The following is a 7,040-nucleotide window of genomic DNA, read 5'->3' on the forward strand; positions in this document are numbered from 1 at the left end:
CTGTCGCTTGGACCCATCGGTAAGCGGCAGGAACGTGACCTCGCACACGTAAGAGAATTGCGGCGGCGCGGGCCCGCAACTTGCTTGGGTCGTCACGTCCTGGTCGCGCGTCTGACTGTCAGTCATCGCCAAGGTGCGCCCCCACATCCCGAGAGGCACCGAGTGGCCTATAGACCACGTGATCCGCCGCGGTCTCGCTCAGTTCGAGAATCCCGCCGCGACGGACGAGGGGTAGTGCCATGAGCAACATCCCCCAGTGGGCCTTCACGTAGACGAGGGTCCGGCACGAGATGCTGGACGAAGCCCGAAAGCTGATGGTGGAGACGTCATCGGCTCAGGTGGCCGGCCTCGAGCCGCAACGCGTTGCCTACGACGTTGTCGTGGAGAACGCGCTCGATGACCCTATGGTGGCGGTCATGCTACTTCGACACCTGCGGCACTTGCTCGGCCATCCCGACGTCGGCAGCATCCGCGTTGAGATCGAGTACGAGTTCGAGGATCTCACACGAAGCCAGTTGGAGACCCTCTTCCACTACCTGGACTCCTCGTGGAGCGGCCTTCACATCGAAGTCACAGCAGAGCGCCGCTCCTACGAGGTGCCCCCGACCCTCCCGGGAAGTGAGGCTGCGTGAGCTAGTCTCGAGCTACACCGATGGGGCGCCGGCGATGCTGACCGGCGCCTCCTCTCGCCGCTGCTACGCGAGCCTGCCGCCATTCTGGATGCGAGATGTCGGAAGGCGGACGCACTCAACGTTGAGGAGTCCGGCCCGATCGAGTCGTGGTGAAATGTCGGGCGGGCACGCGCCTAGCGCCGATGCAGCGCGAAGGTGCCTCCCGCGTTCATGGAGCTGCCGATGTATGTCCACACGCCGCTCCACGTGGGGCCGATGACGTCGCCTTCCCAAACTATGACGTCGACGCTGCTCCACGCTCCGCAGTAGAGGTAGCTCGGCCCTTCGTCATCGGGGTTGCTACAGATGGCCACGATATCGACGTTGTTGGAACTGAAGATTCCTTGCCACCCGCTACTGGTGCGCGTGAAGGAGGCGTAGAGGTTCGTGTCGGCTACCGGGCCTGTCCATGATCCCGACCATGAGCCGGTCGGGTCGAGCGGTGGTGTGAACGGGCTTTGATTGCAGGCTGTCAGCGCCAAGATGAGCGCCACGACCACGATGCTGTGTCGCATGTTCCCCCCTTAGGGGGCTCATGCTACTCTCATTTCCCGCTGCACTTGCCGTCCTGGTAACGGTGAGCCCAGACGAGAACGTGGCACTGCGAGATGCAAGTTCCGGCTCATGGATGCAGCACGACGGTCAGGAATGGGTCATCGAGCCAGGTATCGCGACAAGATTGCAGCACGGCTAGTAGCCTTTCCTTCATATCGGAAGCTTCGGGACGCGATCCTCGCGCTGGACCATTTCGGCCATGAGAACTATGGGTAGGCGCTTGGTGTGGCGCAGCACTTGCAGAAGGCCAGGCCGCCGCGAACCGCCCTACGCCTCCGCGCGCATCAGGCGCAGCGGACAGCTCTGCGGCAGGCACAGCGGGGTGCCGCTGACCGGGTCCCTGACCACGCTGCACTCGATGCCGAAGACCTCACAGACCAGCCCGTGGTCGACGATCTCGTGAGGGTCGCCCTGCGCCACGACCGCGCCGTCCTTCATGGCCACGAGGTGGTGGGCGTAGCGGCAGGCCTGGTTGATGTCGTGGAGCACCATCACGATGGTGCGTCCCTCGCGCTCGTTGAGCTGGTCGAGCAGCGAGAGGATCTCGACCTGGTGCGCCATGTCGAGGAAGGTGGTGGGCTCGTCGAGGAGCAGCACCGGCGTCTCCTGGGCCAGCGTCATCGCGATCCACGCCCGCTGCCTCTGCCCGCCCGAGAGCGTGTCGAGCGGCCTGTCCGCCAGGTCGACCAGGTTGGTGGTCTCCAGCGCCCGGGCGACCGCCTCCTCGTCGCTCTGCGACCACTGCCTGAGCAGGCTCTGGTGCGGGTAGCGCCCTTGCGAGACGAGCTCACGCACCGTCATCCCCTCGGGGGCGGTGGGTCCCTGCGGCAGCACGCCGAGCTGGCGCGCCACCTCCTTGCTGGGCAGCCTCGCGATCGCCTTGCCGTCGAGGAGCACCGTGCCGGCCTTGGGGGCCATCAGCCTCGCCATGCCGCGCAGCAGGGTCGACTTGCCGCAGCCGTTGGGACCGATCAAGGCGGTGACCTTGCCGCTGGGTATCGACATCGCGAGGTCCCGGACGACCTCGGTGCGGTCGTAGGCGAGCGTCAGGTTGTCGACGGCGAGCTCGGGCATGCCTAGGATCTCCGTTCGCGCAAGAGGAGGTATATCAGGTACGGCGCCCCCACGACCGCCGTGACGATGCCTACCGGCAGCTGGCTGGGGGCGATCGCGGTCCTCCCGATCAGGTCGGCGACGACCAGCAGTAGGGCGCCGAGCAGGGCGCTCACGGGCAGCAGCGCCTCGTGGGCGGGTCCTACGAGGCGGCGGGCGGCGTGCGGGGCCACGAGGCCCACGAAGGCGATAGCGCCGGCGACCGCCACCGCGCCGCAGGCGAGCGCGACGGCGACGGTCACCAGTGCGGCGCGGGCGAGGTCCACCCGCTGGCCGAGGGCCTTGGCCGCCTGCTCTCCCAGCGCCAGCGCGTTGAGGGCGCGCGAGCCGAGCAGCGCCGCCGGAGCCAGCACCAGGAGCCACACGCCCAGCGAGCGGACGTGCTCCCAGTCGCGTCCGTAGACGCTGCCCGTGAGCCACAGCAGCGCCCGCTGGACGTCGGTCACGTCGCCGAGCACGGTCAGGTAGGTGGTGAGGGCGCTCGCCACGGCTGAGACCCCGATGCCCACGAGGATCAGCCTCACCGGCGAGGTGCCGCCCTTCCAGGCCAGCAGGTAGACCAGCGCCGCCGTGAGCGAGCCGCCGAGGAGCGCGACCCAGGGCAGGAGCGCGGCCGGGGCGTCGGGGGCGAGCGTGAGTAGCGCGACCGCGGCGAGCCCGGCGCCCTGGCTGACGCCGAGCACGCCGGGTTCGGCGAGGCCGTTGCGGGTCAGCCCCTGGAGGATCGCGCCGGACATCGCCAGCGACGCGCCGACGAGCGTGGCCAGCGCGATCCGGGGCAGGCGGAAGCTCCGCACGACGAGGACGTCGTTCGGGTCGCTCGTCTCCAGGCCGAGGGCGGCGCGCGCGACGTCGAGCGGAGCTACGCGGTACTCGCCCTGCGTGGTGCTCACCCAGGCCGCGAGCAGCACGAGCACGAGGAGGGCGGCGGCCACCGGCAGCGTCCGGCGCGGCATCCTCAGCGAGAACCCGCCGGCGCGAACGACCAGCCAGGTCCGTGGCGTCCGGCCGGCGCTCACCGGTGCACCCGGGTCCTGGCCAGGTAGACGAAGAACGGCGCGCCGATCACGGCCATCAGCACGCCGACGGGGATCTCCTGGGGCCGCACGGCCAGCCTGGCCCCGATGTCGCCGACCGTGACGAGCGCCGCGCCGAGCAGCGCCGAGTAGGGCAGGACCCAGCGGTAGTCGACGCCGACGAGGAAGCGGGCCAGGTGCGGCGCCACCAGGCCGACGAAGCCTACGGGACCGGCCAGCGCGACGGCGCCCCCGGCCAGCAGGACGACGGAGGCTGCCGCCGCCAGCTTCACGCCCGCCGAGCCCTGTCCCAGGCCCCTGGCGACGTCCTCGCCGAGGGAGAGCGTGGTGAGCTGACGGGCCAGCGGGAGGCTCAGGGCCAGGCCGAGGAGCATGTAGGGGGCCGTGAGGCCCAGCAGCTCCCAGTCGCGTCCGGCCAGCGAGCCCGCGGTCCAGAAGCGCACCTGGTCGAGGGTGTTCTGGTCGAGGAGGAGAAGCGCGGTCGTGAGCGCGCCCAGGAAGGCCGCCAGCACGGCGCCGGCCAGGGCCAGCCTCAGCGGCGAGCTCCCGCCGGCGCCGGCGGCGGACGCCAGGCCGTAGACCAGCGCGCCGGCCAGTCCGGCCCCGGCCAGCGCGAACAGGGCGTAGGTCGCCAGCGGCGGGTCGCCGAGCACCAGGACGGCGGCGACCACCGCGAGGGCCGCGCCGGCGTTCACGCCGAGGATGCCGGGAGAGGCCAGCGGGTTGCGCGTCAGGGCCTGCATGATCGCCCCGGCCACGGCCAGCGAGGCGCCCACGAGCAGCCCGGCGAGCGTGCGGGGCAGCCGCACGGTCTGGAGAATGAGGTCGTTCAGCTCGCCCGACGGCGCGATGAGCCCGGTGACGACGTCCGCGATGGGTATCCGCAGGCTGCCCACGCCCAGGCTCACCGCCAGCAGACAGGTGACGACGCCTGCGGCCAGGACGAGGCCGACCGCGCGCGTCGTCCTGACCCGGGCGGTCCTCACGGCCCCGCCGGTCATGCCGCACCCACCGGTGGCGCCGCCCCCTCCGCGGCAGCCGGGTACGCCCGGATGGCGCCCACCCGGTACTGCGCGTAGTCGCGCACCTCCGTGCCGTCGGAGCGGGGCCTCAGGCGCTTCCAGCCGTGCAGCTCGACCACCGCCTCGTAGGCGAACGCTCCGGTCGGCCCCCGCGCCTCGATGCGCACCCGCTCCCACAGGGGCTGGTCGGCGGGGTCGCGCTCCAGCACGCACCCGCGCTTGGGCAAGGCCAGCCAGGACCAGCCGTGGCGCACGAGCAGCTCCCGCTCGAGCGCCTGGAGGAACGGCCCTTCCAGCGCCGCCCAGCCGCGGTAGTGCGCGCGCAGCTCCTCGGGCGACGCGCTGCGCTCGAGCAGCAGTCGCGCGCTGTCGTGGCCCAGGTGCGCCCACGAACGGCCCGAGGGCAGCTCTAGGACCGTGGGGGCGAAGAGGTGGCCGCCGAAGTGGCTCACGCGCCAGACCCGGGCCTCGCCCGCGGCCCACGCCCGCAGCCGCTGGTAGACGGGCACCCCGAAGAGCCCGCAGGCGGCGTCCTCGCTGCCGTGCGTGCAGACGAGCAGGTCGCGGGCGGGCGTCGGCGCCTCGACGGGTGCATGGCGCGGGGCGGCGCCGCGACGGCGGACGAGGTCGGCCACGAGCTCGCCGACTTCCTCTTCCCGCACCAGGTACTCGTGGCGGTCGAAGTCGGCGAAGGCGCCGTCGGGGCGCGAGTACCACACCACGCGGCGCCTGCCGGGCACGCAGTACTCGACGTCGGGGGCGATCGCCATGAGCCGCAGCCGGTAGGGCGCCTCGCGCGCGAACCAGTCGGTCGCCTCGCGGACCTCCCGCGGCAGCTTGTCGCCGTACCGGAACAGGCCGCGCGGCCAGGGCAGGGGCACCTCGACCGCCAGGAAGGCGTCGAGGGTCCCGGCGTAGCCGATGGGGTCGATGCCGCTGTCCTGCGCGAACAGGCTGCAGAGCTGGACCGTCGGGGGCGCCGCCCGCATCTGACCCCTAGCCGGCGCCTTGACAGGTCTGCGGCGTGCTCGACGGCTCGCCGGCCAGCAGCCCGCTGCCGGCCAGGTCGTCGAGGATCATGTCGAACGCGATGAGCCCCCGGCCCTTGCTCCACAGGTCGCGGTTGAAGACGTAGACCCGGCCGCTGCTCACGGCATCGAGCGCGTTCCACACGGGGTTGTCGGCCCACTCGTCGAGCGGGGTGCTGTCCGCCGGGTTGCACAGCAGCACGAGCGCCTGCGGCTGGGCGGCGGCGACGCCTTCGAGGCTGAGGCTGAACTGCGTCTCGCCCTCCCGCGGCTCGACCGCGGCCGGCACCCCCAGGCTCGCGAGGAACGAGCCCATGAAGCTCCGGCTGGAGTGCGCGGTGAAGAGGCCGGGGGACAGGACGCCTATGAGGGTCGTGGGGGCGTCGGGCACGACGGCTGCCTGGACCTCGGCGAACGCGGCCCTGTGCTCCTCGAGGGCCCGCGTGGCCTCCTCGGTCAGGCCGAGCGCCTCGCCGAGCCTCTCGAAGGCCTCGAGCTGGTCCTCGTAGGAGCCGCGCAGCGAGTTGAACACCAGCGTGGGCGCGATCGCCGACAGCTGGTCGTAGATCGCCTCGTGCCGGCGCAGGTCGGCGACGATCAGGTCGGGCTGCAGGGCGACGATGGCCTCGAGGTTGGGCTCGGCCCGCGTGCCCACCCCCGGCACGTCGCCGACGTAGGGCTCAAGGTAGGCCGGGATGTTGGCCTCCCTGGCGATGCCGACCGGCGTCACGCCGAGCCGCGCCAGGTGGTCGGCGTAGGAGTACTCGAGCGTGACGATGCGCTCCGGGTTCTCGGGCACGCAGGTCGTGCCCAGCTCATGCTCGATCAGGCGCCCGTCGCAGCCGGGCTGGGCCGCGGCGACCGACAAGAGCGGTAGGGGAGCGAGGGCCAGGAGGAGCAGCAGAGCGCGGCGTGAGTAGGCGGCGAGGTTCATCGAGGTCTCCTCTGAGCGTGGTCCGGGCGCAAGGTCTGGGGCGTCGGGGCCTAGGGCGGGATCAATCCCTAGTAACTCACTAGGGATTCGCAGGGCCTAAACATGACGCGGCGAGCCCACGGTCGTCAAGGGGCGCCGGCAGGTGGCGCTGCGGCCCTGTGATCGGGCTCCGGACGGCGGTCGAGAGGCTTGCCGAGGGTCACCGCGGCGCTCGTGTGCGAGCGCCGGGCGCGGCAGGGCGCTCACGTCGCGTGCTGCCGCGCGCCGGTGCCGGGCGACGCGCTCGCCGAGCCGGGTGAACTGGGAGACGCGGTGTCGAGCGACCCGGATGTCGTCAGGCAGGCCTACGCGCTGTGCGCCCCCGGGGAGCACCGCGATGCCGGCGAGAGCGTCGTCCTGGGGTCGGTCACGGTCGCGAACTACCGCACCGGCAAGGACCCTTCGTCACCGCACATGGCGGTGTGGACGCTCGGGGACGGGAAGGTGGTCAGTTGCCGGTCGGCCTTCGACACCGCCCCCTTCATCGCGGCGACGCGCTAGCCATAGCGTCCGCGGGGACCGCCTCGGCCGCCGCGGCCAGCTCTTCCAGCGCCGCCGCTACCTCGCGCAGCGCGTTGGGCTCGAGCTCGTAGTAGACCCAGCGGCCGCGTCGTGCGGCGCGCACCAAGCCCGCGTCGACG

Annotated in this window: 8 protein-coding genes; 2 read left to right on the forward strand and 6 right to left on the reverse strand. The window is 71.7% G+C overall.

The genetic code is table 11. The annotated features are described in order from the left end of the window. Positions 1–290 precede the first annotated feature (290 nt). Positions 291–632 carry a hypothetical protein gene (locus VF202_06770; GenBank protein HEX7039791.1) on the forward strand — a complete coding sequence of 114 codons (342 nt, stop codon included), beginning with the start codon at positions 291–293 and terminating at the stop codon, positions 630–632. A 173-nt stretch (positions 633–805) separates the two neighbouring features. Here the strand turns inward: VF202_06770 and VF202_06775 are convergent, their stop codons facing one another. The 6 genes from VF202_06775 to VF202_06800 all read right to left on the reverse strand — a co-directional run bounded on the left by VF202_06775 (position 806) and on the right by VF202_06800 (position 6,360). Then, entirely contained in the window at positions 806–1,186 is a 381-nt protein-coding gene (locus VF202_06775; GenBank protein ID HEX7039792.1) for a hypothetical protein, read from the reverse strand. Positions 1,187–1,493: 307 nt separating this feature from the next. Beyond that, entirely contained in the window at positions 1,494–2,300 is an 807-nt protein-coding gene (locus VF202_06780; GenBank protein ID HEX7039793.1) for an ABC transporter ATP-binding protein, read from the reverse strand. 2 nt (positions 2,301–2,302) lie between these two features. Further along, the gene (locus VF202_06785; GenBank protein ID HEX7039794.1) at positions 2,303–3,295 is read right to left on the reverse strand and encodes an iron ABC transporter permease; all 993 of its coding nucleotides are present in this window, start codon (positions 3,293–3,295) and stop codon (positions 2,303–2,305) included. A 59-nt stretch (positions 3,296–3,354) separates the two neighbouring features. Further along, a complete protein-coding gene (locus VF202_06790) occupies positions 3,355–4,377 on the reverse strand; it encodes an iron ABC transporter permease (GenBank protein ID HEX7039795.1) in 1,023 nt (340 codons plus the stop codon). After that, the gene (locus VF202_06795) at positions 4,374–5,387 is read right to left on the reverse strand and encodes a sucrase ferredoxin (GenBank protein ID HEX7039796.1); all 1,014 of its coding nucleotides are present in this window, start codon (positions 5,385–5,387) and stop codon (positions 4,374–4,376) included. The genes VF202_06790 and VF202_06795 overlap by 4 nt, the downstream gene beginning before the upstream one ends. A 7-nt stretch (positions 5,388–5,394) precedes the next feature. Beyond that, positions 5,395–6,360, reverse strand: coding sequence for an ABC transporter substrate-binding protein (locus tag VF202_06800; GenBank protein ID HEX7039797.1), 966 nt, complete (start codon positions 6,358–6,360; stop codon positions 5,395–5,397). 189 nt (positions 6,361–6,549) lie between these two features. On the opposite strand from VF202_06800, the gene VF202_06805 reads away from it, so the two are divergent. After that, on the forward strand, positions 6,550–6,900 hold the full coding sequence (locus tag VF202_06805) for a hypothetical protein (GenBank protein ID HEX7039798.1): 351 nt from the start codon (positions 6,550–6,552) through the stop codon (positions 6,898–6,900). Positions 6,901–7,040 lie beyond the last annotated feature (140 nt).

The sequence above is a fragment of the Trueperaceae bacterium genome, from assembly GCA_036381035.1.
Lineage (GTDB): Bacteria > Deinococcota > Deinococci > Deinococcales > Trueperaceae > DASRWD01.

What these genes read in the sequence shown, in the direction of transcription:
- VF202_06770 (HEX7039791.1), top strand. Translation starts at nt 291, where the DNA reads ATGCTGGACGAAGCCCGAAAGCTGATGGTGGAGACGTCATCGGCTCAG.
- VF202_06775 (HEX7039792.1), bottom strand. Translation starts at nt 1,186, where the DNA reads ATGCGACACAGCATCGTGGTCGTGGCGCTCATCTTGGCGCTGACAGCC.
- VF202_06780 (HEX7039793.1), bottom strand. Translation starts at nt 2,300, where the DNA reads ATGCCCGAGCTCGCCGTCGACAACCTGACGCTCGCCTACGACCGCACC.
- VF202_06785 (HEX7039794.1), bottom strand. Translation starts at nt 3,295, where the DNA reads ATGCCGCGCCGGACGCTGCCGGTGGCCGCCGCCCTCCTCGTGCTCGTG.
- VF202_06790 (HEX7039795.1), bottom strand. Translation starts at nt 4,377, where the DNA reads ATGACCGGCGGGGCCGTGAGGACCGCCCGGGTCAGGACGACGCGCGCG.
- VF202_06795 (HEX7039796.1), bottom strand. Translation starts at nt 5,387, where the DNA reads ATGCGGGCGGCGCCCCCGACGGTCCAGCTCTGCAGCCTGTTCGCGCAG.
- VF202_06800 (HEX7039797.1), bottom strand. Translation starts at nt 6,360, where the DNA reads ATGAACCTCGCCGCCTACTCACGCCGCGCTCTGCTGCTCCTCCTGGCC.